Below are 24439 nucleotides of genomic sequence, written 5' to 3' on the forward strand. Positions count from 1 at the left end.
TAAAGGTTAAAGAGATAGGTTAACGCCGAATGTAAACGTACGTGCAGAAGGGTATGGAATATACTCAATCCCCGCTGATGGTACGCCATCTCTGTTTTTATCTACGTTTACTTCAGGATCAAAACCAGTAAATTTGGTAATCACAAATAAATTCTGGCCAGTAACATACACGTTTAAGTTTTTAATTGATTTACCTAGATTTCCAACTCGGTAATTGAGGGTTGCATTTGCCAATTTTAGATAGCTGCCATCTTCAATGTAGCGAGATGAGGCTGAAATTGGATTCGCTAATGATTCTTTAATTGGCCCGCCTACCAGATTTTTAGCAATGTTTTTACTACCTAAATTAGAGATAGAAATTACTCCATTTGCAGTATTGTTATAAATATCTTGTCCAAGCGCACCGTTTAAATTCGCTGTAAGCGATAATTTTTTGTAGGCCACAGTTGTACTAATGCCTAACAAAGTAGATGGATTTGGATTACCCACATAGTAATAAGTAAAACCACCATCAGTATATTGTGAAAATCCATTGGCGTCTAAACCTTCGAATTGCTTAGTAACCATGGCAAAGAGAGGTAAACCGTTTTGGATCACCTCGGTGGTTACGCCACTTAAACCTTGGCCATTCAAGTTACCAGTTAAGATGGTGTTAGGCATATTGCTTACACTATTTTTAATAAAAGTAGCGTTGGCACTCAAATCCCAGGTAAAATCTTCTTTTGCTACCACTTGCGCACTTAAAGCTAATTCTACACCACTATTTTTGATAATGCCTGGTAAGTTAACCCAAGTAATAGCCGCAGATGGCGAAGAAGGTACATAAGGAATGCGTGGGTATAATAAATCGGTTGTTTTTTTACTGAAATAATCTACAGAACCTGTTATTCTGCCTTTAAATATACCAAAATCAATTCCAAGGTTGGTTTGTTCGTCAGATTGCCATTTCAAATCGAGATTGGCATTATTTACCAACGCAAAAGTAAGCGGGCCGGTTGCAGCATATCTTTCCTGAGATGCGCCTGCCGGGAACTCCTGGTTACCGGTTTTACCCCAACCACCTCTTAACTTTAAGGCACTAATGGCTTCAATATTAAAGAAACTTTCATTTTTGATATTCCATGCTGCAGAGAAAGATGGGAAGTAGCCATATTTATTATTGGTACCAAATTTCGTAGATCCATCTACACGGAAAGTTCCGGTAACAATGTATCTATTTTTGTAGTTTAAGGTAGCCCTTGCAAATTCTGACTGCAGTTCTGACTTTGGATCGTTAAAAGAAGTTAGCGTTCGTTTATCCGTAGGAGAGTATTGCATGATGTTGGTATAATCAATCGGTGTATTGTCGAAGCCGTAAGCAGAAGAGTTGCTGCCTTTATTGATATATTTCATGTACTCGTAACCAACAACTGCATTTAGGCTGAGGCCAGCCGTTATGTCTGCAGTGTAATTTAAAGTATGGGTGTTTTGTAAGGTAATTAGCTCATTACTTCCAATGTTTGCAAAGCCGCCCCTGCTTTGAATATCTTCCAGGTTGATGATGCTGCGGATAGAAGAACGTCGAGTTCCCGTGCTATAATTCACACTGGCCAGCATCCGGTACTCTAATCCCTTTGCAATTTTGTAGTATGGCGAGAAACTTCCAAGCGCAGTAGTTACTTTCGATTTATCGCTAAAAGCTTCTAACATTGCAACAGGGTTGATGGTAGTTCCAGTACCTACAAATACGCTGCCGTCTGCATTATACAATGACTTAGTAGGGTTCCATGATAAGGCCTGCCCAAGCACACTGCCCTGGTAACCTGCATTGTTAGATACCGGAGCAATATTTTCACTATACTGACTCGTGATGACGTTTATATCTAAACCGAGTTTTTTGTTTTCAAGAAATTTGAAGTTACCAGTTGCCCCAGCAGTATATTTGGTAAAATTTGAACCTTTTATAATCCCATCAATATCTTGGTAACCTAAAGAAAAGCGAAATTTAGCTTCATCTCTACCGCCACTCATATTCAACGAGTAATTTTGGTTATAAGCTGTCCTGGTAATCGCCTTTAATGCGTCAACGTTTTGTCCTTCGTTGCCACTAGTAATTCCGTAAGTATTTAAGGCTGCACGATATTCATCGCCATTCATTACGTCGATAGACCGCATGATGTTGCTTACCCCGGCTGACATACTCAAGTCAGTTTTCAGATCACCTACTTTACCTCTTTTTGTCGTGATTAAAACCACACCATATGCACCCCTAGATCCGTAAATCGCTGTGGCAGATGCATCTTTCAATATCTCCATCGATTCGATATCTGATGGATTAATGAAGTTTAAAGGATTGCCCCCAGGTGTAACACCTAAACTCCCTGCATCTAAACCTGGTCTGGCGCTTCGCCCATCTAATGCCACACCATCCACCACGTAAAGCGGCTGTCCGGTACCTGCAATTGCAGAATTACCCCGAATACGAACTGTGTTGGCGCCACCTGGCTGTCCACTGTTTGCGGTAAGCTGTACACCAGCCACCTTTCCCTGGATCAACTGATCGGGAGCAGTAACTGGCCCCTTGTTAAAATCTTTAGCAGAAACGTTCGCCACGGCACCTGTTAAATCGCTCTTCCTTACAGATGCATAGCCGATAACCACCACCGCGTCGAGGTTATTTAATGATGCCATCGTAATATTAACAATAGACTGATTATTTACTGATACGGTTTGCGTTTCATAGCCAACAAAACTTACTGTTAATTTTGCCGTGCCAGAGGGAACTGAAATCTGGTATTTACCTTCATTGTCACTCTGACTTTTCATAGTGCTGCCTACAACTTGTATGGTAGCTCCTGGTAGAGGTTGTTTATCATTGTCGAAAATTATGCCCTTGACTATAGTTTGGGCGAATGCTCCTGTGCTTATAAAAGCCATAAAGCAACTGAGAACTAACAATTTCTTCAGTGAATACAATTTCTGTTTTAGATGTAAAACAGACCAACTGTTTAGTAGATTAATGTTCATAATTGAGTTATTTGTTTGGTTAGAAAGAATATTGATGTTTAATTTTGGATAATATTTGTTAAGGTGGTAGGTTCTTCATTTTTTATCGATTAGTTGTTACGGTGTTTAATTTTTGTAAAGTGGATAGGGTAGCTCTATTTTCAGTTTAGCGATTTCAAGTGCATGGGCAACACAGTTATCTATGCTTTCACGCTTTAGGTAGTGGGCCAGGAAACCAGACCAGAAAGCATCTCCAGCACCGGTTACGCCAGCAACTTCCTTAACTTGCAAGGCTGGTTTATGGACCCATTGCTGCCCATGTTGTTTAAACCATACTCCGTCTTTTCCACACGTTAAGCAGATGGCTTTTACATTCAATTGATCGAGCCATTCTTTCGCCTGTGTGTGGTCCATCGATTCGTTGGCGAAGCGTTCCAAATCGTCGATACTCATTTTTAACAAAGGATATAGCTTGCATATTTTTCTAAATACATCTTTCCCATCGTCTTCCTGCCATATAGATGGCGCAAAATTCCAGTCTATAGATATGGTTTTACCGAGTTGATGTGCTTTGATTAATGCATTTATGATGTTCGTACGGGCAGGCTCTTTGCTTAATGCGAAAGCAGTGGAATGAATAATACTACAGCTTTCTATAAGGGCCGTGTCCACGCGTTTAATGGCGATATCTGCGCTTCGGTAGGCAATAAAGTCTGGCGTATGAGGATTTTTACCCACCAAAACGATACTGGTTTGCCTGCATGCAGATCTTGCTATGTGTTCATCAGACAGTCCCACTTTTTTCAGTTCATCAATTAGCAAAGTGCCTAGATTATCATTTCCTACCGTAGCAATTAGGTGCGTATCTACGCCCAGCCATTTTAGGTTTGCAGATAGGTTCGAGGAACTACCTCCCTGGTTAATCTGAAAGCTCGTAGGGCTGGCCAATGTTGCAACATCTCGTTCAGAAATGATATCTGCAAGTAGCTCGCCAACTACCAGAATTTTTTCGCTTGGAGTATTTTCGATGTCCATTATTAGAGTTTTAAATTGAAATCAAACAGTTTTTTAAAGTTTTGATCGTGCAAGGCATGTGCTGCAATGATGGCGCCTGCTGCACTCCAGGTACATTGCGGTACCCCACAAGGATGCCCATCACCGCCATGTAAGCATTCATTAAATTCATCATCATTAGCTTGATGGATGGCCGAAAGCAAGCTAGCTGCCCAGTTTGTCTGGCCGGTACTTGTTAATGCTGCAACCAGCCATCCATTCCATACTGGCCATAATCCTCCATTATGGAAATAATGCGGTTTATTCCTGAACGTGTAAGCGTAGTTGTTAATCAACGCCTGCATGTCAAAATCTTTTTCACCAATAACAGGGAAGAAAGATGGTAAAAGGTTATTCGGAGATTGGTAAATGCTTTTGATAAAGGTTAAAATTCGTTCGTCTTTATCTTCATCTCCCAAGCCCAGTAGAATGGCAAACGTGTTGGCTTGTAAATCGAAGTATGGATAAATTGTGGCTGGATTAAAACCCATGAGCCAAAATTCCTTCGGTGCATTTTGCAACTGGTGTTCTAGATTAGGTGCATATAATGTTTTTGAATTAGCACTATTCCAGTAGTTGTTCTTTATTGTTAGCGCAATATTTGCGGTTTTGCTTTCCCAGGTTTCATTTCTTGATATCGTATTTGCTAATTGCAATGCCCAAAGCCTCAAAAGCTGGTCGAACAATATATAGCCGTGCTGAATATATTCATCAGCCCAATCGCCACTTTGAGGCACATATATTAGCTGTTTTCCATTATATTCCCAGGCTTCCAAAATGGCGAAACACTTATTAATTTCTATTTGATATTTTTCCCAGAGGGATTTATCTTCAGTTAATATGGTATATGCCGCTAAGCCAATTACCGCCCACGATGGGTTATCGGCCCTTCCCGCAGTTCCGCCATAGCTTACCGAACCATCTATAGGCGAAACATTTGATGGCATGAACCCACAGCTGTGTTGGTGATTGAAGAGTGTCTCTAGCGTTGCTTTTGCCGTTCTAACCAAATTTTCATCTTTCGATAATAATCCAGCTATAGAAGTAATCACGCCATCTCTGGTCCAAACACGCTTATAGTTATCATGCTCTTGTACCGCCGCTACAAAGCCAAATGAAGTGGAGGCCTGGTGCAGCAGATTGATAGCTTTGTGATATGATTTTGAATTTATCATAAGCTTACCGGCGACTTATCGCTCCTCTTAATTCGTAGAACCATTAAACCAGCAATCATAATTAACGTACCAGAAAAAATAATTGCGTTTTCGGGGTGGCCACCTAAAATATACTTATAAACATATTTGAAGGTTAAGGTTTCTAATAACATGGGCATTACGATAAACATATTTAAAATGCCCATAAAAATCCCTGTTTTTGCTGGAGGTATGCTCCCTGCCAGCATTGCATAGGGCGTACCCATCATACTTGCCCATGCAATACCCAGGCCTATTATCGGCACTATTAGTAACACCGGCTGATGAATACTTGGCAAGCATACCAAACCAATTCCTCCTGCTAGCAAACTAAATAAATGAACCTTTTTCGATGTTATTTTTCGGGCAAAATAGGCTAGGGGAAAGGCCACGATGAAAGTGACGATGTTGTATCCTCCATTTACACTACCCGTAAGTAATTGCGCTGATGCAAAACCATCTGATGAAACATTTACGGTATTATAAATTGTTTTGGCTAAACACAAAGTGATAAACTGCCAATAAATAAACATACCATACCAATTGAAAAGGTAAACCAAGCCTAATTTACGCATGGTGGATGGCATAACTTTAAAGGCGGCATAAATGTCCTTAAAAATACTTACCAAGCCATTTGGCATCGTCTTTATCTTTTGGATTTCTACTGGTGATAAGGGTGTTTCTTTTGTTGTAAAACAACTGAACATAATTGAGCCAACAGATACTATTCCACCGATAAAGAAGGCGGCGAAGGTGGTATATGGAATATTATTGGTACTACGATCGTGAATATTAAGAATTCCTGCAGCTATTAAAATTGCTGGTGTTAGGTTTGCCAGCGTAATTCCCAACCCAGTAAAAAAGCTTTGAGTTAAGAAACCCAATGCATGTTGCTCAGGTGGTAGTTTGTCGCTTACAAAAGCCCGATAAGGTTCCATTGTAATGTTGTTGCCAGCGTCCAGAATCCAAAGAATTCCTGCTGCCATCCAGATTGTACTGCTATATGGCATGGCAAACAGGCAAATGCTGCAAATGATAGCACCAATTAAAAAGTAGGGTCTTCTGCGGCCAAACCTGCTGGTGGTTTTATCGCTCATTGCGCCAATAATGGGTTGGATAATTAAACCGGTCATTGGCCCTGCCAGGTTAAGTAAAGGGATTTGTGAAGCATCGGCACCCAAATAAGCATAGATTGGAGTCATATTGGTTTGCTGCAAACCAAAACTATATTGGATTCCGAAGAAACCCATGTTCATAGCGATGATAGAACTAAAGTTCAACTTCACAGCCGAAGTGAAACGGTTTGCCTGATCTGCTTGTCTAACGATCATATTAATGCTGGTTGATTTTATAAACGATAGCCTGACATGGCATTAATTCAATTTTGTTTGACTTTAGCTTTGCATCAGCATAATTATTAGTTAGGATTTTAGCATTCTCAAGTATTAGTTTGCTATCTATTTGATAAGAAACTTTTTCCTTCGAAAAGTTAAGTAAGACCAGCATTTTATCGTTTTCAAGCTGCCTGGTGTAACAATACACATCAGGATTTTCGATGTCAAAAACTTGATAATTCCCATAAACCAAAACAGAATTGGCTTTTCTCAGCGCAACTATATTTTTGAAATAAGATAGTTCACTATTAGGGTCTTGTTCTTGTGCAGCAGCATTCACTTGTAAGTAATTTGGATTAACCTTTATCCAAGGTTTTCCGGTTGTGAAACCTGCATTTTCAGAGCCATCCCATTGAAACGGTGTTCTGGTATTGTCTCTTGAGATGAATTGTTGCTTCTTTAAAAACGCCTGAAGGTCTTCTCCTTTAGTCTGGGCGTTTTTGTACCCATTGATGGTAGCAATGTCTCTATAATCTTCGATCTGTTGAAATTTTATATTCGACATACCCAACTCATCGCCATTATAATAAAAAGGCGTTCCCCTCATGGTCATAATGAGGGTAGTCAGAAGTTTAGAGGAGGCACTTCTGAGTTCAGGACTGTCGTTGCCATACTTAGTTACCATTCTGGGTACATCATGGTTGACAAGGAAAATGGCTAGCCAACCTTTTGTTTCAAACGATTGATCCCATTTTGTAAAAGCCCGTTTAAGATCTACCAACTTATAACCTGATGGATCATTTCCAATATCCATGATTTCGAAGTGATAGGCCATATTCAATTCTTTCCGGTCTTCATCAACTAGGGCATGGGCATCTTCCAAGGTGCTCCCAGCTCCTTCGGCAACAGTCATCACATTATATTTGCTAATCACCTGTTTATTCATTTCCTTTAAGTAGCGGTGGAGATTTGGACCCATTCCGTAATATTTGATGATGTCTTTTTCATAGCCAGGGGGATAGGCCTTCCAACTTGTGTCCTTCGAGACATATTGAAAGGCATCCATTCTTAATCCGTCTATACCTTTGTCTAACCAGAATTTCATCATGTCATAGATCTCATTCCTCAGTTTTTCATTTTCCCAATTTAAATCAGGCTGTTTTTGCGAAAAATAGTGCAAGTAATAAGCGCTAGTTCCCGCATCATATTTCCATGCATCGCTGTTAACATCAAAAAAGCTATATCTCGGAACTGGCTTACCTTTTTCTGCTGGCCACCAATGATAGTAATTTCTGTATGGATTGGTGCGTGATGATTTGGCTTGCTTAAACCATTCATGCTCATCGCTGCTATGGTTAAGTACCATATCTAAAACCAACCTGATTTTTCGTTTATGCAAGCCTTTGAGTAGTTCATCAAAGTCCTCCATCGTACCAAATTCTTTCATGATGTTTCGGTAGTCGCTGATGTCGTAACCGTTGTCATCGTTTGGAGAAGAAAAAATTGGATTGAGCCAAACGGCATCTATTCCCAGGCTTTGTAAATAATCGAGTTTAGAAATGATCCCTTTTAAATCGCCCACACCGTCGCCGTCGCTATCTTTAAAGCTTCTTGGGTATAGTTGGTACACTACCGCCTCTTTCCACCAAGTCTTTTTTCCTGCTGCCATGTTTGTTTTATCTTGGTCTGTTAGGATTTGGGCATAGCTATCGATCATTAGAAATAGCAAAAAGAATGATAGAAATGGTACGCATTTTCTCATATTTTAAGACTTACGCAAAGATTTTACAGGCCGTTGGCCAATACTATCGCTGCTGGTTATATTTGGTTAGTTTTCACATTGTGCCGTTCAGGATATGCTCCTTGATTGTTTTGTAAAAATCTTGATATGAAGATAACTGAATTATAAATTAAAATATCAACATTTAGTTCGTTTGCGACCGCAAACGTTTGCGGAAACATTTGCGAAAATGTTTGCTGTGGAAAATTTATATTTGAGTAACCAAATATTTTAACGTGAGAGAAAATCCAACACTTAAGAAAATTGCCGAACGGCTACATGTGAGTATATCCACAGTTTCCAGAGCTCTAAAGAACCATCCCGATATATCTCCTGAAACAAAGACAAAAGTTAACGAGTTGGCAGCCTTGCTGGAATACGACCCAAATCCTTATGCAGTAAACCTGCGTACCCACAACAGTAAGGAGTTTGCCGTTGTAGTACCAAGTTTATCTCACTTTTTCTATCATTCCTTTATCAGCGCTATCGAAGAAGATGCACGAGCTAACGGTTATTCCATCATTATTTACCGTTCGTCTGATGATCCGCTGCTGGAGCAGGAGATTTTAAAAAGTTGCAGGCATAAAAGGGTATCGGGAATTTTTATCGCCATTACTTCTAAAACTTCAGACATGGAACCTTTTTTAAAGCTGGATGTTCACGGGATACCTGTTATCTTTTTTGATAAGGTGCCGGAATATGAGTCTTGCAATAAAATTTGTGTGGGAGATGAACACGCGGCAGCCATTGCCGCAAATGAAATCCTTAAAAAAGGTATTTCAAATATACTGGCGGTCTTTGGCGATGAAAATATGTCGATTACACAGGCCCGGCTCCGGAAATTCTCTGCAGTGCTTTCGCCAGTTGAAAACAACATCAACTTGCAAATTGTGCATGCCCGGAGTTTTGATGAGGCAGAGCAGATTGCACTTAACCTATTGCCAAATTATGTCGGAACTAATTTTGCCGTGTTTGCCATGAGTGATGAGATTTTGGCAGGAACTATGAAAGCGGTTCAACGATTGGGCTTGCAGGCTCCGAAAGATCTGGGCGTAATTGCTATTAGCGATGGAATGATCCCGATGTTGTTTTATCCTGAAATAACCTACGCAGAGACCAGTGGTTATAACCTTGGTAAATTAGCATTTACACGTATGAAACGATGCATTGCTGGTAGTTCTTTTGCCCAAACACTTGTAGACGAATCCAGATTGGTTGTAGGCGGGTCAATTTGATGAGATAAAATCATACCTACCGCTAATACTAGCGGATTCTATTTCAAGATAAATAGAAATTCAGGATATATTATTAGTTATTTATATACAACACCATTCTTGAATAGCTCGTTTAATATGCCTGCTAAACGTATTCCGCCCATTTCTGTTCTTTGGTTTGCGATACCAATGTGCGATTGATAATACGCTTCATCAATGTTGTTGTTTTTCGCTACTTCCTTGTAGAGCTTTGAGCTAATTTTATAGCTTTCAAATAAGAAATCTTCAGGAGTAGCCTTTTGCCACCTTCTAATTTTACTACGGCTAACGTTATCCTTAGCTACCAAATCCGCTATACTTAAGCCTTGATGGTCTAGTAATCTACTGTCCCAAAGCGTATGCAAATTTGTTCCTTTGCCATCAAATTGCACCTGGATAGAGTTACCGCCTTTATCCTCCGCACGGCTTACATGCATGGGCTGATGTGCATCTCCAACTAAGTGAACTACAAATTTCAAAGCAATTGCTTTTTGGGATTTCGTAGCATTTGGATCCAATAATATAGACTCATTTAAAACTAAGGCACTCAACAGGTTCGCCTCCTTAATTTTACCAATCGAGTCTCTGAATTTTGCACGGTTTAATCCAAGTGGAAGGTTGACAAAATGCCATCCCGCGGTATTCCTGTATGCAGGCTGATTTCGTACTTCATCAGCCCAAGCTGCCACATCTACTAATGATTCGCTTCCAAGTAGGTTACTCACTGCTGATTTTGCCGGCTCAGACAGATGTACTTCTGCTATGCTAGCTACAGTTTTATGGCCGAAAAAGCCCCATGAACTTGTTAAAATTGCAAAACAAAATAGTGCGAATGCCACAGTGTATTTTTTCATGATACAAAGATATTGGCGAAATGTTAATTTAAAAGCTTAATAAAAAATATTAATGGTTTACCGTTAAGGCTGAGTAAAATCCTAATCATTTAAGTTTTAGTTTGCAGGCTCAGTTTTTCCGTTGTGGCAGGTGATACAAGCAATTTGTGCCAATGTCTTTCCTTCCTTCATCGTCTCATGAAAATATTTCTTGTTGATTTTCGCTGTCATCTGCATCATTTTGCGGGCTGTCTCTTTTTCCTGTTTTTCATCACTTGCAAAATCCATCTTTTTCGGATTATCTTTCATCGGCGCATGGCAAAAGCCACAACGAACGCCCAATGCCATTTTAAAATTATCCATCACTTTATCTAAGTCTTCCTTACTTATGTTTTTTGGCAACACCTTTAAATTCTTAAACTTAGTTTCTTCTGCCTTTTTAGGTAAAAAAGCGCTTAAACTTAAGGAAAGGCATACTAATGTGGTTAATACTATTGTTTTTTTGTAATACATAAATTATCATTTTCTTAAGTCTAATATAGCCGTTTTCTAAAATTTTTTCATTGAATATTGAATTGTAATAGATTTATTTCAATGATATGGAATTAATTAATCTTCAAGGACATACCTTCAAGAGAAAAAACACTTAAAAATATAATTAGATGTGCAAAGGATGGCAGGAAAGCTAATATTGCAGGGCTTGCTTTATGGATTTTTTTATAGAAGCAGGAACACCTGCAAGCATAACATTCGCAGGTACAGATTTAGTAACACATGCGCCAGCAGCAATGTAAGTACCATCGCCAATAGTGACATCAGGAATAATGTTTGCCCCAGTACCAATAAAAACGCCTTCACCTATGCGTACATTTCCTGCAATCGAAACACCTGGCGATATGGTAACAAAGTCTGATAGCACACAGTCGTGGCTAATGTTGCTTTTTGAATTGATAATACAGTGATTGCCTATTACTACGTTTGCATTAATAACGCAAAGCGGTGCTACACAACTACCCCGTCCTGCCTTTACTGATGGACTTATGTAGCTACTAGGATGATAGTAATTAATAAAGGCGTAACCTAATTCTTCCAGTCGAGTGATCATTACGCTTCTTTTGTAGTCTCCTATTGCGCCGATTAATTTGGTGTTTCGCTCTGCTGGAATAGACCTGATAAAATCATCGATGAGGAAAATAGATTTACTGATAGTTGGATGATTTTGGTGGTGATCGGCATCAACAATACATCCTGCCCAATTTACATCCCTTTGTTCAGTAAAATATTCACCCATCTCAGACGCATGGTTTCCAGCGCCCAAAAAGTAGACATCGATCATAATAATTCTTAGTTTGGTTAGACCTATTAATAGGAAGATAAGCCGAAACTAATGTAATAATATTCTATGTAACGATAGAGGTGATGGTTGTAATGCTAAGCTAAAAGTGTAAAGAACTTTACGAAATGAAACTGCCCACTGCTAGTTTAAGGTGCAATTCTAAGCATAAATGTGTAATTAATTGTACACGAATGTGCCCTGCTCACTTGAGATGGTTACTTGCTTTTTATCGGATTTTACAACACGACCGATAATTTGAGCATCAATGTTAAAGCTCTTGGAAATTTCGATGATGTTCTTAGCAATTTCCTGCGGTACATAAAGTTCCATTCTATGACCCATGTTAAAAACTTTATACATCTCTTTCCAGTCGGTTGCGGATTGCTCCTGAATGAGCTTAAAAAGGGGAGGGATAGGGAACAAATTATCCTTAATCACGTGGATATCGTCATTTACAAAGTGCAATACTTTTGTTTGCGCACCCCCGCTGCAATGAACGATTCCGCTTATTTGTTTACGGTAGGTCTCTAGAATTTTTTTGATTACCGGAGCATAAGTGCGTGTAGGAGACAAAACCAGCTTACCTACCGTCATTCTTCCAAAGCCTTCAATTTCAATTTCTTCATCAAGATGTTTTTGTCCTGAAAAAACTAAGTCTAATGGAACAGCAGGGTCGAAGCTTTCGGGATAGCGATTGGCGATTGATTTCTCAAATACATCATGACGGGCAGAAGTTAAGCCATTCGAGCCCATGCCCCCGTTATATTCGCTTTCGTAGGTGGCCTGACCAGAAGAGGCAAGACCAATTACTACGTCACCAGGTTTAATGTTATCATTACTAATTACATCTTCACGTTTCATCCGACAGGTAACTGTAGAATCCACAATAATTGTTCTTACTAAGTCCCCAACATCTGCAGTTTCACCACCTGTAGCGTAAATAGAAATGTCCTGCGCTCTTAAGTCGGCAAGAATTTCTTCCGTACCATTAATAATGGCAGCAATAACATCTCCGGGTATCAGATTTTTATTTCTTCCTATGGTAGATGACAGCAAAATCTGGTCAGTAGCGCCAACACAAATTAAATCATCAATATTCATGATAATGGCATCCTGTGCAATACCTTTCCAAACGCTAATATCACCAGTGGTTTTCCAGTAAACATAGGCCAAAGAGGACTTTGTGCCTGCACCATCAGCATGCATAATATTACAATACTCATCATCGTTGCCTAAAATATCGGGAATTATTTTACAGAATGCTTTGGGGAAAATTCCTTTATCGATGTTTTTGATGGCATTATGCACATCTTCTTTTGAGGCAGAAACGCCACGTTGATTGTACCTGTTATCACTCATGTTGCGGCAAAGATAAGGAAATAGAGGCAAAAGGTGGAAGGTAAAAGTAAAAGGTTTTCAGCATCGTGTTTACATTACGTATAGCTATTTTGTCATCATGTGGTGCATAAAAAAAAGGGCGTAATAAAATCTTACGCCCTTTGCCTTAAACCTTTCGGTAAACTTTATTTCATGAATAGTAATTCTCTGAATTTTGGTAATGGCCAAACACTATCATCAACAATCTGCTCCAATTTATCTGCATGGTAGCGAATGGTATCGAAGTAAGATTTAACTTTCTCATCGTAAGCAATTGCCTTCTCGCGAGTATCTTCGATTTTGTTGGTCACTTTACGTTCTTCTAACATCGCATCGATATTGGTTTTAACAATATCCAAGTGCTCAGAAAGTTTTTTCACAATATCCAATGAAGATTTGCTTTCTACACCAAGCTCTTTTAATCCTTTTACATTTTCGATTAATGAGTTTTGATAAGCAATCGCCGCAGGGATGATAGAAGTGTTGGCAACCTCTCCCATAACACGTGCTTCGATCTGTAATTTTTTATAGAAGTTTTCCAGCATAATTTCATGACGGGCATGAATTTCACGGGCACTATAAATACCTGTCGAAGCAAACAATTCAGCAGACTTTTCTGTCAAATAGGCATCTAGCGCTTTTGGCGTAGTTTTAATGTTTGATAACCCACGTGTTGCAGCTTCATCTTCCCACTCTTGGCTATAACCATTTCCTTCGAAGCGGATAGATTTAGATTCCTTAATGTATTTTTTAATCACCGTTAACAAAGCGATGTCTTTTTTGTCGCCTTTTTTAATCAGCTTATCAACCTCAACTTTAAATTTCGTTAACTGTTCAGCCATGATCGCATTTAAGATCGTCATTGGTGCCGACGAGTTAGCTGATGAACCGACAGCTCTCAACTCGAATTTATTTCCTGTAAAGGCAAAAGGAGAGGTACGGTTACGATCGGTGTTATCTAATAAGATTTGTGGTATTTTAGGAATTCCTAACCACAATGCGTTATCTTCTTTAATTTTTTTGCTGATACGTGAATGCTCAATTTCATCTAAAACATCATTCAACTGCGATCCTAAGAAGATAGAGATAATTGCTGGTGGCGCTTCGTTTGCGCCTAAACGGTGATCGTTACTTACAGACGCAATACTTGCACGCAATAAATCAGCATGCTCGCTAACCGCTTTGATTGTATTTACGAAGAAAGCCAGGAACATCAGGTTGTTTTTAGGCGTTTTGCCTGGAGCCAATAAGTTTTTACCAGTATCTGTAATTAAGCTCCAGTTATTGTGTTTACCAGAACCGTTAATGCCTGCATATGGTTTTTCGTGCAATAACACACGGAAATGATGACGGCGAGCAACTTTTTCCATTAGATCCATCAATAATTGGTTATGATCGATGGCTAAGTTGATTTCCTCATAAATTGGTGCGCACTCAAATTGTGATGGTGCAACCTCGTTATGGCGGGTTTTTAACGGAATACCTAATTTTAAAGCTTCGTTTTCAAAATCAACCATATATGTAAACACACGTTCTGGAATTGATCCGAAATAGTGGTCTTCTAATTGCTGGCCTTTTGCAGACATGTGCCCAAATAAAGCACGACCAGTTAATAATAAATCTGGACGAGCATTAAACAAAGACTCATCAACCAAGAAATATTCTTGCTCGATACCCAATGATGCATTTACTTTGGTAATGCCTTTATCGAAGTATTGGCAAACATCAACAGCAGCTTTATCAAGTGCAGCTAATGCTTTTAATAGTGGTGCTTTATAATCTAAGGCTTCGCCAGTGTAAGATACGAATACCGTTGGGATGCAAAGTGTTTTACCAGCTTTGCTTTCCATAATGAATGCTGGTGAAGAAGGATCCCAGGCAGTATAACCACGGGCCTCAAACGTATTACGGATACCTCCGTTAGGAAAACTCGAAGCATCTGGTTCTTGTTGAACCAATGCGCTACCTGCAAATTTTTCTATAGCACCTTCGCCGCTTGGCTCGAAAAATGAATCGTGTTTTTCTGCTGTTGTACCTGTTAATGGCTGGAACCAGTGAGTGTAATGTGTTGCGCCAGCGGCCATTGCCCAAGCTTTCATAGCTGTTGCAATTTGGTTAGCATCGTCAGAATTAATTAATTCACCTTGGTTGATAGATGAAATTAATTTTTCGTACACGTCTTTAGATAAGAAATCTCTCATTTTTTTCTTATCAAATACATTAGCGCCAAAAAAGTCAGAAATTCTTGACGAAGGAGATTTAACTTCCGGTGAAATTCTGTTTTGAGCCTCTTTTAATGCGATGGTTCTTAAGCTTTTCATTAATTCGTTATGTTTTTTGTCAAAAATAGGATATTTTATTAATTTTTATAAAACAATCGTTAGTTTTCTATCAATTTTACTGAAAATGAAATATAAAAATGGTTTTAAGGTGATAAATTTCATTTTTTGTAAATAATAGAGATTTTTAATTGGTTTTATGGAATTAAGATTTTTTGATCATCATCCATAAAACTGAAAAACGATGTTCAACTCTTCATTCAATGTTTACAAAACCGAGTGGCTCGATCTTGTATTCGCAAATCGCAACAAAACCTATGGTGCTTATCAACTTAGGTCGAAATCATCTTCAATTATGACTCGTGCACTATTTATTACCAGTGGTTTCTTTCTTTTGGTAGCCTTTGCACCATTAGTGTACAGTAAGATTTATCCAACAGTGGTAGAAGAAGTCGCTCCACCAACTGTGGTAGATCTCTCTAATGTAATTCATGATATGAAAAAAAAGGTTGAGCCCGAAAAAAAGCCCGAACCTCAAAAAGCAGAACCTGTAAAGGTAAAAACAGTTAACATGACCTCCAATATCGTTGTAGTAGATAAGCCAGAACTTAAAGATCCGCCCACGATGAAAGAAATCGAAAATGCAATGATCAGTAACATTACCCAAGAAGGCGAGATTAAGCCCAATTTGGTACTTAACACAGTTACCAATGCCGGTAACGGAGATGGATTGGGCAAGCAAGAAGGTACTGGCGCCGATGAGGGCGTGATTGATTTGGGGGGCGTAGACGAATATCCGGAGTTTGCTGGCGGAATGAAGGCTTTTACAAGGTACATGGAACGCAACTTGCGCTATCCTTCTCAGGCACAAGATCAAGGTGTGGTGGGAAAGGTTTTTTTAAGCTTCGTAGTTGAAAAAGATGGTTCGATAACAGATGTGAAGGTACTTCGGGGTATTGGTTTTGGATGCGATGAAGAGGCCATCAAAGTAATTAAAAAATCGCCATTGTGGAAGCCGGGGAAAAACAGGGGTGTGCCCGTTAGAGTACGTTACAATATGCCCATTAACTTCCAGATCATGTAATCATTAAGTCGAGATATTTCCATAATTTTAACGCAAAAAAAAGGCTTGAGTTTTACTCAAGCCTTCTCATTTTATTATGCATTTGGATGTTTAAACTTGTGGTTTTGTTTGTTTTTCAACCCACTTTCTTGCATTTACAAAGGCTTCCATCCACGGCGAAACTTCGTCTTTCCTACCTGATGGATAATTAGCCCAATGCCATTGGAATAAAGAGCGTTCAATGTGCGGCATCATTACCAAATGTCTACCTGTTTCATCGCAAAGCATCGCTGTATTGTAATCAGATCCGTTAGGATTTGCCGGATATGTTTCAAAGGCGTATTTCGCAACAATTTGATATTGATCTTCAGCATAAGGAAGCGAGAATCTTCCTTCGCCATGCGATACCCACACGCCCAAGGTGGTGCCAGCCAGTGTAGACAACATAACAGCATTATTTTCTTGCAAGGTTAATGTTGTAAAAATGCTTTCGTGCTTGCCGCTTCGGTTATGAAGCATTTTTGGTTTATTTTCGTGATTTTTATTGATCAGTCCTAATTCTATAAATAACTGGCAACCGTTACAGATTCCTACTGAAAGGGTATCAGGACGAGCGAAGAATTTATCTAGCGCTAATTTGGCTTTATCATTGTATAAAAATGCACCAGCCCAACCTTTTGCAGATCCCAAAACATCAGAATTAGAAAATCCTCCTACAGCCCCAATAAATTGAATATCTTCTAGTGTTTCTCTTCCCGTAATTAAATCCGTCATGTGCACATCCTTCACATCAAACCCAGCTAAATACATGGCGTTAGCCAATTCACGTTCAGAGTTACTTCCCTTTTCCCGAATGATTGCCGCTTTAGGACGACGTTTTCCTGAATCAATTATTGGTTTTTTACCATCAAAAGTTGCTGGAAAGTTGTACGTTAAAACATGATTTTTATAGTTGTTATAACGGTCTTTTGCCAAGCCATTGCCAGTTTGTTTGTCGTCTAACAGATAGGAAGTTTTAAACCATACGTCGCGGAGTTGCTCAATGTCAAAATTGAAATCGTTACTTCCATTTTTTATTTTTAGTGTTGCTGATGAGTTCGCCTCTCCAATTTTATGAAATGCTACACCCGCATTGTTAAGTATGGCTTCAGCACTGGCATCTGCTTGAAAAACGATGGCTATGTTTTCTGCGAAGAATAGTTTGATAGAATCTATTTCATTTAATAATGATAAATCAATTGATGCACCCAAATCCCGATCTGCAAAACACATCTCTAATAAAGTAGTAATCAAACCACCACTTCCTACATCATGGCCCGCCTGAATTTTGTCTGCTTTTATTAATTCCTGAATCGTGTTGAAGGTTTTTGAGAACTTAGCTGCATCTTTAACATCTGGTGTGGCTGTGCCTACCTTGTTTAATATTTGAGCAAAGGATGAACCACCTAGCTTATATTCGTCATTAGAAAGATTGATGTAGTAAATGGCCCCACCATCTTTTTGCAACACAGGCTCAACCACCCTTGTGATGTCGTTACAATTAGCTCCAGCAGAAATAATCACGGTACCTGGTGCAATAACATCGCCATCCTTATACTTTTGTTTCATCGATAGCGAATCTTTACCTGTTGGGATATTAATACCTAGATCGATTGCAAATGCTGAACAAGCTTCTACAGCAGCATATAAACGGGCATCTTCGCCTTCATTTTTACAAGCCCACATCCAGTTTGCAGAAAGCGAAACGCTTTTTAATCCATCTTTTAGTGGCGCCCAAATAATATTTGATAATGATTCTGCAATGGCATTCCTACTTCCAGCTGCTGGGTCTATTAAAGCAGAAATAGGCGCATGACCAACAGCTGTGGCTACACCTTCTTTACCATTAAAATCTAGCGCCATTACGCCGCAATTATTTAATGGCAGCTGCAGTGGGCCTGCTGTCTGTTGTTTTGCAACGCGGCCACCCACGCAACGATCTACTTTATTTGTGAGCCAGTCTTTTGATGCTACAGCTTCTAATTGTAACACCTGCGAAAGATATGTGTTTAGGTCCGACTGATCATAAATAAGCTCTGCATATTTTCTGTCGATGGTTTTATCATCCATCACAATTTTAGGGGAACTGCCGAACATTGCCGCTAACTCTAAATCCATGGGCTTGGCGCCCGAGGTTTCTGATTTGAACGTGAAACGATGATCGCCGGTAACCTTACCTACAGTGTACATTGGTGACCGCTCACGGTCGGCAATTTTTTGCAACGTTTCCAGGTGATCACTGCCAATTACGAGTCCCATTCTTTCCTGAGATTCATTACCAATAATTTCTTTGGCCGAAAGGGTAGGGTCGCCTACTGGAAGTTTATCAAGATTAATCAATCCGCCTGTTTCCTCAACCAGTTCTGATAAGCAATTTAGATGGCCTCCGGCACCGTGATCGTGAATAGAAACAATAGCGTTATGATCACTTTCTACCATGCCACGCACCGCATTGGCCGCACGCTTTTGCATTTCTGGGTTAGATCTTTGGATCGCATTCAATTCGATTCCCGATCCATGTTGACCCGTATCAGCAGATGAAACAGCTGCGCCGCCCATCCCGATTCTATAGTTTTCTCCACCCAAAATGACAATATTATCGCCTTCCTTTGGTTTAAGTTTTTGTGCCTGTGTTGCTTTCCCATACCCAATTCCACCAGCAAGCATAATTACTTTGTCAAAACCTAATTTACGGCCTTCTTCTTCATGCTCGAAAGTTAAAACCGAACCAGTAATTAACGGTTGACCAAATTTATTACCAAAATCTGTGGCTCCATTCGACGCCTTAATTAAGATATCCATTGGCGTTTGGTAAAGCCATGCCCGTTCTTCTACACCATTTTCCCAAGGCCTGTTTTCTTCTAGTCTCGATAATGCCGTCATGTACACTGCAGTTCCAGCTAGTGGCAAAGAACCTTGTCCGCCAGCCAAACGATCTCTAATTTCGCCGCCAGATCCTGTAGCTGCACCATTAAATGGCTCAACCGTAGTTGGAAAGTTATGCGTTTCCGCTTTTAACGAAATAACTGCTTCAAAATCACTTGTAGCATAATAGTCGGGAACGTCAGCGCGTTTAGGCGCAAATTGCTGTACAACAGGACCCTTTACAAAGGCTACATTATCTTTATAGGCCGAAACAATATCGTTAGGGTTTTCTTCTGAAGTTTTACGGATTAGTTTAAACAATGAGGTGGGTTGTTCTATACCATCTATTACGAATTTACCATTGAAAATTTTATGTCTGCAGTGCTCCGAGTTAACTTGAGAAAAACCAAAAACTTCGGAATCTGTTAATGGTCTTTGCAACTGTGTGGATAGATTGTTTAAATAATCTACCTCATCATCACTCAAGGATAATCCCTCTTGCTGATTGTAAGCCGCGATATCTGTAATTTCTATTATCGGTGCCGGTTTAATATTTATGGTGAATACATGCTGATCTAGACTGCTGTATTTTTGCGAAAGCATTGGGTCGTAGTCTGAAAAATCATCAGCTATTACTTTAAATTCTTCTATTCTGATGATTCCCTGCATGTCCATGTTTTGGGTAATTTCTACCGCATTGGTGCTCCACGGCGTAACCATTGCCGCCCTTGGCCCGACAAAAAAACCGGTTAAGGTTGCATCTGCAGAGATCTTGGCACCGCCAAACAACCATTCAAGTTTTGTAATATCATTTGAGGTAAGTGGCTTATTTGTTTGGAGTACAAAAACTGCCTGCGACTGACTTAGGAAGAAATGAATCATGCTTTTTTTTTGAAAGTGCAAAAATAGCTTTTTTAAATGTAATGGCTGAAGGATTATTGGATAGAATTAATGAATGTGGAAATTAATAGCCAATTGTGGATAGTAAGGTAATTTAAACTTAGTCGAATTAATAAAAAGCCAATTTGAGACGATGTTTTAAGATCTATCTGATAAACCATTAAGAAGTCAAATCCTTTTTATGCAACTTTGTCAATCACCAGAAAATATTTAAAAATGTTTAACCGTATCCACCATATTGCTATCATTTGTTCCAATTATGAAAGATCCAAAAGCTTTTACGTCGATCAATTAGGGTTTTCCATCCTGGGCGAAGTTTATCGGGTAGAGCGAAAAAGCTACAAATTAGATTTAGCCGTAAATGGTAATTATCAAATTGAATTATTTTCTTTTGAGCATGCACCAGAAAGGCCATCGAGACCAGAAGCACAAGGCCTACGCCACCTGGCTTTTGAAGTAGATAACGTGGGGGAGGTGGCAGTATCGCTCATGGATAAAGGAATTGTTTGCGAACCCATTAGGATTGATGAGTTTACAGGTAAGGAATTTACATTTTTTGCAGATCCTGATGGATTGCCATTAGAAATTTATGAGCAATAAGATGTCTGTTTTTAAGTTTAAACAGTTCGAAATAGACCAGGCTGGCTGTGCCATGAAAATCAACACCGATGGTGTTTTGCTTGGTGCAATGGCAGCTTTTCAATCGCCACGCCGGATCTTAGACATTGGCACCGGAACCGGCGTAATTGCAATGATGTTGGCTCAACGCTTTGAGGGCGCCCAGGTAGAAGCCATAGAAATAGATAAGGAGGCCGCGCTTGCAGCAGGTAATAATTTTAAACGATCAACCTTTGGCAACCGGTTATCGGTTTATCATATTTCCATCGAAGATTTTATTTCAGATCGCAAGTATGATTTAGTTGTTTCCAACCCTCCATTTTTTGTGAATGATTTGAAAAGTAGTGAGCTGAGAAAAGGAATTGCCCGTCATGCAGATGAAACGTTCTTCGAGTCGCTAATAAAAAAAGCGAATTCATTGTTAACAGAAAAAGGCAGTATTTGGATTATTTTGCCTAATAAACAAGCAGGTCAGGTAATCGATTTTGCAAAGGCTTATAGTCTTAACTTAATAATTAAAGTTAACATCCATTCTGATTGCACGAGGCCAACAATTAGACAAATTATTTGTTTAAGTAAAGAAGCACAGGAATTGTACGAAACTGACTTCTACATCTACGACTCGCCAAAATTGCATACTGAAGCCTACCAGGTCTTGCTTAAAGATTTCTTCCTGGCGTATTGAGGACATTGTTTCTTGCAATGAAATTTAAATAAATATGTTATCATTTTATAAGAAGTTTAGTGCTTAAGTAGGATGGTTTTACTTTCTCTAGAATAGTTTAATATTGTTGTTTGAGTGTAAACTCAAAGGCAAGTAGGTTTACAATATGAAAAAGATAGGATTAATTTCAGATACGCATGGATTTTTAGACGATGCAGTATTTAAACATTTTGATGCTGTAGACGAAATATGGCATGCCGGAGATTTTGGGGCAAACGTTGATGAACCACTGGCCAATTTTAAACCGTTACGTGGTGTATTTGGGAACATTGATGATAGCCTTATTCGTGGTCGTTTCCCGGAGCAAAATCGATTTATGTGCGAACAGGTTGATGTTTGGATGACCCATATTGGTGGCTATCCTGGTAAATATTCTTCCTATGTTAAACCAGAAATTTACACTAAGCCACCCAAATTATTTATAACTGGGCATTCGCACATTTTAAAAGTAATGTTCGATGAAAAGATTAAATGTTTGCATATTAACCCCGGTGCAGCCGGAAAACAAGGTTGGCACAAAGTGCGAACACTTGTTCGTTTTTGCATTAGCGACGAAAATATTCATACCTTAGAGGTTATAGAATTATCAGGTAGATAATGTAAAATTTACACTAAGTATGGTTTGTGGCGTAAAAACACTAGGGCAATTTATTATAGAAAAGCAAGCAGATTTTCCCTATGCAAAAGGCGAGCTGTCTAGGCTTCTAAGAGACATCGGTATTGCCGCGAAAATTGTAAACAGGGAAATTAACAAGGCTGGCCTTGTTGATATTTTGGGTGATATGGGCACCACCAACATTCAGGGAGAAGCACAAAAAAAATTAGATGTTTATGCTGATGAGCAATTTATTGCAGCACTAACCAGCGGCGGTGAATGTTGTATCGTTGCCACTGAAGAAGAAGATGAAATTATCCATATTGAATCGCCGGTCTCTTCTAACGCAAAATACATTGTTTGTATAGACCCACTAGATGGTTCCTCTAACACCGATGTAAATGTGGCGGTAGGGACCATCTTCTCCATTTATCGGAGAAAGTCTACAGAAGGGCGAGCCAGTTTAGCTGATGTTTTACAGAGGGGAACTGAGCAGGTTGCGGCAGGGTATATTATTTATGGTTCATCAACAATGTTGGTTTACACCACGGGTAAGGGTGTTAATGGTTTCACGTTAGACCCATCGATTGGTGAGTTCTGCCTTTCTCATCCACAGATGAAAATTCCGGAAATGGGTTATATGTATTCGGTAAACGAGGGTAATTATGTACACTTTCCAGACGGGGTTAAAAAATACATTAAGTATTGCCAGGTAGAGGATGAAGCAACCAACAGGCCTTATACTTCCCGTTATATCGGTTCAATGGTAGGAGATATCCATAGAAATTTAATCAAGGGTGGCATTTACATTTATCCCACCACCTCACGTTCGCCTAATGGGAAATTGAGACTTCTTTACGAATGCAATCCTATGGCCTTCATTCTGGAGCAAGCAGGCGGTAAGGCTAGCACAGGATTTGAACGCATTCTTGATATTGAGCCAACAAAATTACATCAGCGTGTACCTATATTCATTGGTTCGAGTAAGATGGTCGAAAAAGCAGAAGAACTGATGCGCTTGCATAACCCGATTCCAACCACAACAAAAACCGGGGTTCAACTGGAGGGCCTAAGCGTAATAGGTGGGATTAATTAAGATTGCTGTACTTTAGCACGTTCAACTTCAAAAGCCGTATCAATACCTAAATTTTGTTTGTCTTGTGAGGCAAATACTGCTAAACGGTCGCAACGTTCATTTTCGGGATGGGCGTTGTGGCCTTTAATCCAAATGAACTTTACCTGGTGAAGTTTATAAAGTTCCAAAAATCTGATCCAGAGGTCTTTATTTTTTTTGTCTTTGAAATTTTTGGTTACCCAGCCGAACACCCATTTTTTTTCCACTGCATCAACTACGTATTTAGAATCTGAAAATACGGTTACTTGCTGGTTCAGATTTTTTAATGCCTCTAAACCTTTTATTACGGCAAGCAATTCCATACGGTTATTGGTTGTCATCCTATAGCCGCCGCTTAATTCCTTATAATGTTTGCCAGCTCTTAAAATAGTTCCCCAACCCCCTGGGCCTGGATTACCACTGGCCGCACCGTCTGTGTAAATTTCAATCATAAACAGGGTAAAGTTATGTTTTTGCATCAATAAAACCTTGTTTTGGTCGAGTAGTAAATTTATTTTTCATTTCAATTAATTGAGATTTAATGAATTAAAAGATTCTTCGCAAAACTTTACAAAAAATATTTGGAGGGAATACTAAAAATCGTACTTTTGTGACACTAAAAAATACGGTGGCTGTAGCTCAGTTGGTTAGAGTATTGGTTTGTGGTGCCGAGGGTCGTGGGTTCGAGCCCCATCAGCCACCCGCAGTGGGACGAGGTCTTTTCAGAAGATTTTCGTCCCATTTTTTTTGCTTCTAATTACTTGTATTCCAGGTAGATATTTTCGGCGATTTCGTTGACCCAAGGTGTTCGAAACCGGTCGCCATTGTATTCCATTTTTTCAGGAAAAAGAGCGCTTATCCGTATATTACGTGTATGTTGGCAAAAAATGGCTCGTCTTAGAATTACCTATCGTTTTGCGGAAACAATTTGAATTGGTTTTCCCTTCTTACCTGACTTGTTTTCGTTTCCAGTGGTCGCTTAAATCTAAAATAAAAATCAAGTACTTTGCTCGCAATAGTAGCAGGAAAATATAGTAGTTCAAATTTATCGTTCTTTAAGCTTTTTTAATTGCTTTATTTCACCTTGGAAAGGTGCGA

The 24439-nt window shown here is 39.4% G+C and carries 18 protein-coding genes and 1 tRNA gene; 7 read left to right on the plus strand and 12 right to left on the minus strand.

All coding sequences use genetic code 11. The annotated features are described in order from the left end of the window. Window positions 1-6 precede the first annotated feature (6 nt). From OQ268_RS11235 to OQ268_RS11255, 5 genes are all read right to left on the minus strand, one after another. The gene (locus OQ268_RS11235; protein ID WP_265856228.1) at window positions 7-3006 is read right to left on the minus strand and encodes a SusC/RagA family TonB-linked outer membrane protein; all 3000 of its coding nucleotides are present in this window, start codon (window positions 3004-3006) and stop codon (window positions 7-9) included. A 105-nt stretch (window positions 3007-3111) separates the two neighbouring features. Then, the gene (locus tag OQ268_RS11240; RefSeq protein ID WP_265856229.1) at window positions 3112-4020 is read right to left on the minus strand and encodes a carbohydrate kinase family protein; all 909 of its coding nucleotides are present in this window, start codon (window positions 4018-4020) and stop codon (window positions 3112-3114) included. 2 nt (window positions 4021-4022) lie between these two features. Further along, complete coding sequence (locus OQ268_RS11245) at window positions 4023-5213, minus strand: glycoside hydrolase 100 family protein (RefSeq protein WP_265856230.1); 1191 nt, start codon at window positions 5211-5213, stop codon at window positions 4023-4025. Then, window positions 5210-6562 (minus strand): MFS transporter, encoded by a 1353-nt coding sequence (locus OQ268_RS11250; protein WP_265856232.1) that lies wholly within the window; start codon window positions 6560-6562, stop codon window positions 5210-5212. Before OQ268_RS11250 ends, OQ268_RS11245 begins: the two co-directional genes overlap by 4 nt. A 1-nt stretch (window position 6563) precedes the next feature. Continuing rightward, complete coding sequence (locus OQ268_RS11255; RefSeq protein WP_265856233.1) at window positions 6564-8327, minus strand: glycoside hydrolase family 13 protein; 1764 nt, start codon at window positions 8325-8327, stop codon at window positions 6564-6566. A gap of 254 nt (window positions 8328-8581) precedes the next feature. Here OQ268_RS11255 and OQ268_RS11260 point away from each other — a divergent pair, with 254 nt between their 5' ends. Next, window positions 8582-9580, plus strand: coding sequence for a LacI family DNA-binding transcriptional regulator (locus OQ268_RS11260; protein WP_265856234.1), 999 nt, complete (start codon window positions 8582-8584; stop codon window positions 9578-9580). A 77-nt stretch (window positions 9581-9657) separates the two neighbouring features. Here OQ268_RS11260 and OQ268_RS11265 read toward each other — a convergent pair whose 3' ends face one another. From OQ268_RS11265 to OQ268_RS11285, 5 genes are all read right to left on the minus strand, one after another. Continuing rightward, window positions 9658-10452 carry a S1/P1 nuclease gene (locus OQ268_RS11265; protein WP_265856235.1) on the minus strand — a complete coding sequence of 265 codons (795 nt, stop codon included), beginning with the start codon at window positions 10450-10452 and terminating at the stop codon, window positions 9658-9660. A 96-nt stretch (window positions 10453-10548) separates the two neighbouring features. Continuing rightward, window positions 10549-10944: a c-type cytochrome gene (locus OQ268_RS11270; protein WP_265856236.1), complete on the minus strand. Its 396-nt coding sequence runs from the start codon at window positions 10942-10944 to the stop codon at window positions 10549-10551. 172 nt (window positions 10945-11116) lie between these two features. Then, window positions 11117-11767, minus strand: a complete 651-nt coding sequence (locus tag OQ268_RS11275) for an acetyltransferase (protein WP_265856237.1) — start codon at window positions 11765-11767, stop codon at window positions 11117-11119. 177 nt (window positions 11768-11944) lie between these two features. Further along, window positions 11945-13126: an AIR synthase related protein gene (locus OQ268_RS11280; RefSeq protein ID WP_265856238.1), complete on the minus strand. Its 1182-nt coding sequence runs from the start codon at window positions 13124-13126 to the stop codon at window positions 11945-11947. Window positions 13127-13290: 164 nt separating this feature from the next. Then, window positions 13291-15465 (minus strand): glutamine synthetase III family protein, encoded by a 2175-nt coding sequence (locus OQ268_RS11285; protein WP_265856239.1) that lies wholly within the window; start codon window positions 15463-15465, stop codon window positions 13291-13293. Window positions 15466-15667: 202 nt separating this feature from the next. Here OQ268_RS11285 and OQ268_RS11290 point away from each other — a divergent pair, with 202 nt between their 5' ends. Further along, a complete protein-coding gene (locus tag OQ268_RS11290; RefSeq protein WP_265856240.1) occupies window positions 15668-16507 on the plus strand; it encodes an energy transducer TonB in 840 nt (279 codons plus the stop codon). A 90-nt stretch (window positions 16508-16597) separates the two neighbouring features. On the opposite strand, the gene purL is transcribed toward OQ268_RS11290, so the two are convergent. Further along, a complete protein-coding gene (gene purL, locus OQ268_RS11295; protein ID WP_265856250.1) occupies window positions 16598-20326 on the minus strand; it encodes a phosphoribosylformylglycinamidine synthase in 3729 nt (1242 codons plus the stop codon). 180 nt (window positions 20327-20506) lie between these two features. On the opposite strand from purL, the gene gloA2 reads away from it, so the two are divergent. The 4 genes from gloA2 to fbp all read left to right on the plus strand — a co-directional run bounded on the left by gloA2 (window position 20507) and on the right by fbp (window position 23323). After that, complete coding sequence (gloA2, locus tag OQ268_RS11300) at window positions 20507-20890, plus strand: SMU1112c/YaeR family gloxylase I-like metalloprotein (protein WP_265856241.1); 384 nt, start codon at window positions 20507-20509, stop codon at window positions 20888-20890. Between the two features lies 1 nt (window position 20891). Further along, complete coding sequence (locus OQ268_RS11305; protein ID WP_265856242.1) at window positions 20892-21593, plus strand: tRNA1(Val) (adenine(37)-N6)-methyltransferase; 702 nt, start codon at window positions 20892-20894, stop codon at window positions 21591-21593. 145 nt (window positions 21594-21738) lie between these two features. Beyond that, window positions 21739-22230, plus strand: coding sequence for a metallophosphoesterase family protein (locus OQ268_RS11310; RefSeq protein WP_265856243.1), 492 nt, complete (start codon window positions 21739-21741; stop codon window positions 22228-22230). A 19-nt stretch (window positions 22231-22249) separates the two neighbouring features. After that, window positions 22250-23323: a class 1 fructose-bisphosphatase gene (gene fbp, locus OQ268_RS11315; RefSeq protein ID WP_265856244.1), complete on the plus strand. Its 1074-nt coding sequence runs from the start codon at window positions 22250-22252 to the stop codon at window positions 23321-23323. Here the strand turns inward: fbp and rnhA are convergent. After that, on the minus strand, window positions 23320-23793 hold the full coding sequence (rnhA, locus tag OQ268_RS11320; protein ID WP_265856251.1) for a ribonuclease HI: 474 nt from the start codon (window positions 23791-23793) through the stop codon (window positions 23320-23322). The genes fbp and rnhA overlap by 4 nt on opposite strands. 176 nt (window positions 23794-23969) lie before the next feature. On the opposite strand from rnhA, the gene OQ268_RS11325 reads away from it, so the two are divergent. Next, window positions 23970-24043, plus strand: a tRNA-His gene (locus OQ268_RS11325). Window positions 24044-24439: the final 396 nt, after the last annotated feature.

It is taken from the genome of Pedobacter sandarakinus (assembly GCF_026240095.1).
Classification (GTDB): Bacteria; Bacteroidota; Bacteroidia; order Sphingobacteriales; family Sphingobacteriaceae; genus Pedobacter; species Pedobacter sandarakinus.

Excerpts from the sequence above, each read along its gene's own strand:
- OQ268_RS11265 (WP_265856235.1), bottom strand. The coding sequence starts at position 10,452 with ATGAAAAAATACACTGTGGCATTCGCACTATTTTGTTTTGCAATTTTA.
- OQ268_RS11310 (WP_265856243.1), top strand. The coding sequence starts at position 21,739 with ATGAAAAAGATAGGATTAATTTCAGATACGCATGGATTTTTAGACGAT.
- OQ268_RS11275 (WP_265856237.1), bottom strand. The coding sequence starts at position 11,767 with ATGATCGATGTCTACTTTTTGGGCGCTGGAAACCATGCGTCTGAGATG.
- OQ268_RS11250 (WP_265856232.1), bottom strand. The coding sequence starts at position 6,562 with ATGATCGTTAGACAAGCAGATCAGGCAAACCGTTTCACTTCGGCTGTG.
- OQ268_RS11240 (WP_265856229.1), bottom strand. The coding sequence starts at position 4,020 with ATGGACATCGAAAATACTCCAAGCGAAAAAATTCTGGTAGTTGGCGAG.
- OQ268_RS11270 (WP_265856236.1), bottom strand. The coding sequence starts at position 10,944 with ATGTATTACAAAAAAACAATAGTATTAACCACATTAGTATGCCTTTCC.
- rnhA (WP_265856251.1), bottom strand. The coding sequence starts at position 23,793 with ATGATTGAAATTTACACAGACGGTGCGGCCAGTGGTAATCCAGGCCCA.
- OQ268_RS11235 (WP_265856228.1), bottom strand. The coding sequence starts at position 3,006 with ATGAACATTAATCTACTAAACAGTTGGTCTGTTTTACATCTAAAACAG.
- OQ268_RS11290 (WP_265856240.1), top strand. The coding sequence starts at position 15,668 with ATGTTCAACTCTTCATTCAATGTTTACAAAACCGAGTGGCTCGATCTT.
- gloA2 (WP_265856241.1), top strand. The coding sequence starts at position 20,507 with ATGTTTAACCGTATCCACCATATTGCTATCATTTGTTCCAATTATGAA.
- fbp (WP_265856244.1), top strand. The coding sequence starts at position 22,250 with ATGGTTTGTGGCGTAAAAACACTAGGGCAATTTATTATAGAAAAGCAA.
- OQ268_RS11255 (WP_265856233.1), bottom strand. The coding sequence starts at position 8,327 with ATGAGAAAATGCGTACCATTTCTATCATTCTTTTTGCTATTTCTAATG.
- OQ268_RS11305 (WP_265856242.1), top strand. The coding sequence starts at position 20,892 with ATGTCTGTTTTTAAGTTTAAACAGTTCGAAATAGACCAGGCTGGCTGT.
- OQ268_RS11280 (WP_265856238.1), bottom strand. The coding sequence starts at position 13,126 with ATGAGTGATAACAGGTACAATCAACGTGGCGTTTCTGCCTCAAAAGAA.
- OQ268_RS11285 (WP_265856239.1), bottom strand. The coding sequence starts at position 15,465 with ATGAAAAGCTTAAGAACCATCGCATTAAAAGAGGCTCAAAACAGAATT.
- OQ268_RS11245 (WP_265856230.1), bottom strand. The coding sequence starts at position 5,213 with ATGATAAATTCAAAATCATATCACAAAGCTATCAATCTGCTGCACCAG.